1 protein-coding gene is annotated in these 257 nt (G+C 33.5%); it reads left to right on the plus strand.

The genetic code is table 11. The features are described from left to right. Window positions 1-257 (plus strand): hypothetical protein (locus KQ486_RS14470; RefSeq protein WP_246569350.1); only part of this gene is annotated, 257 nt, incomplete at both ends.

Here is a 257-nt window from a genome sequence, read left to right on the forward strand (position 1 = left end):
AGTTATCCGAACTAGAAAAGAAGCGTGTCAATATTGACATCAATGCAGATAACAGTAAATTCAATCGAGTGTTAAAAGTATCTAAAGCTAGTCTTGAAGCATTAAATAGGTCTAAAGCCAAAGCTATTATAGACGTGGACAATGGTGTTGCTAACTCTAAAATAAAACGCACTAAAGAAGAACTTAAAAGTATTCCAAACAAAACTAGATCTCGACTAGATGTAGATACAGGACTTTCTATACCAACTATTTATGCG

The organism is Allobacillus halotolerans (assembly GCF_018967645.1).
In the GTDB taxonomy this organism is placed as follows: Bacteria; Bacillota; Bacilli; order Bacillales; family Alkalibacillaceae; genus Allobacillus; species Allobacillus halotolerans.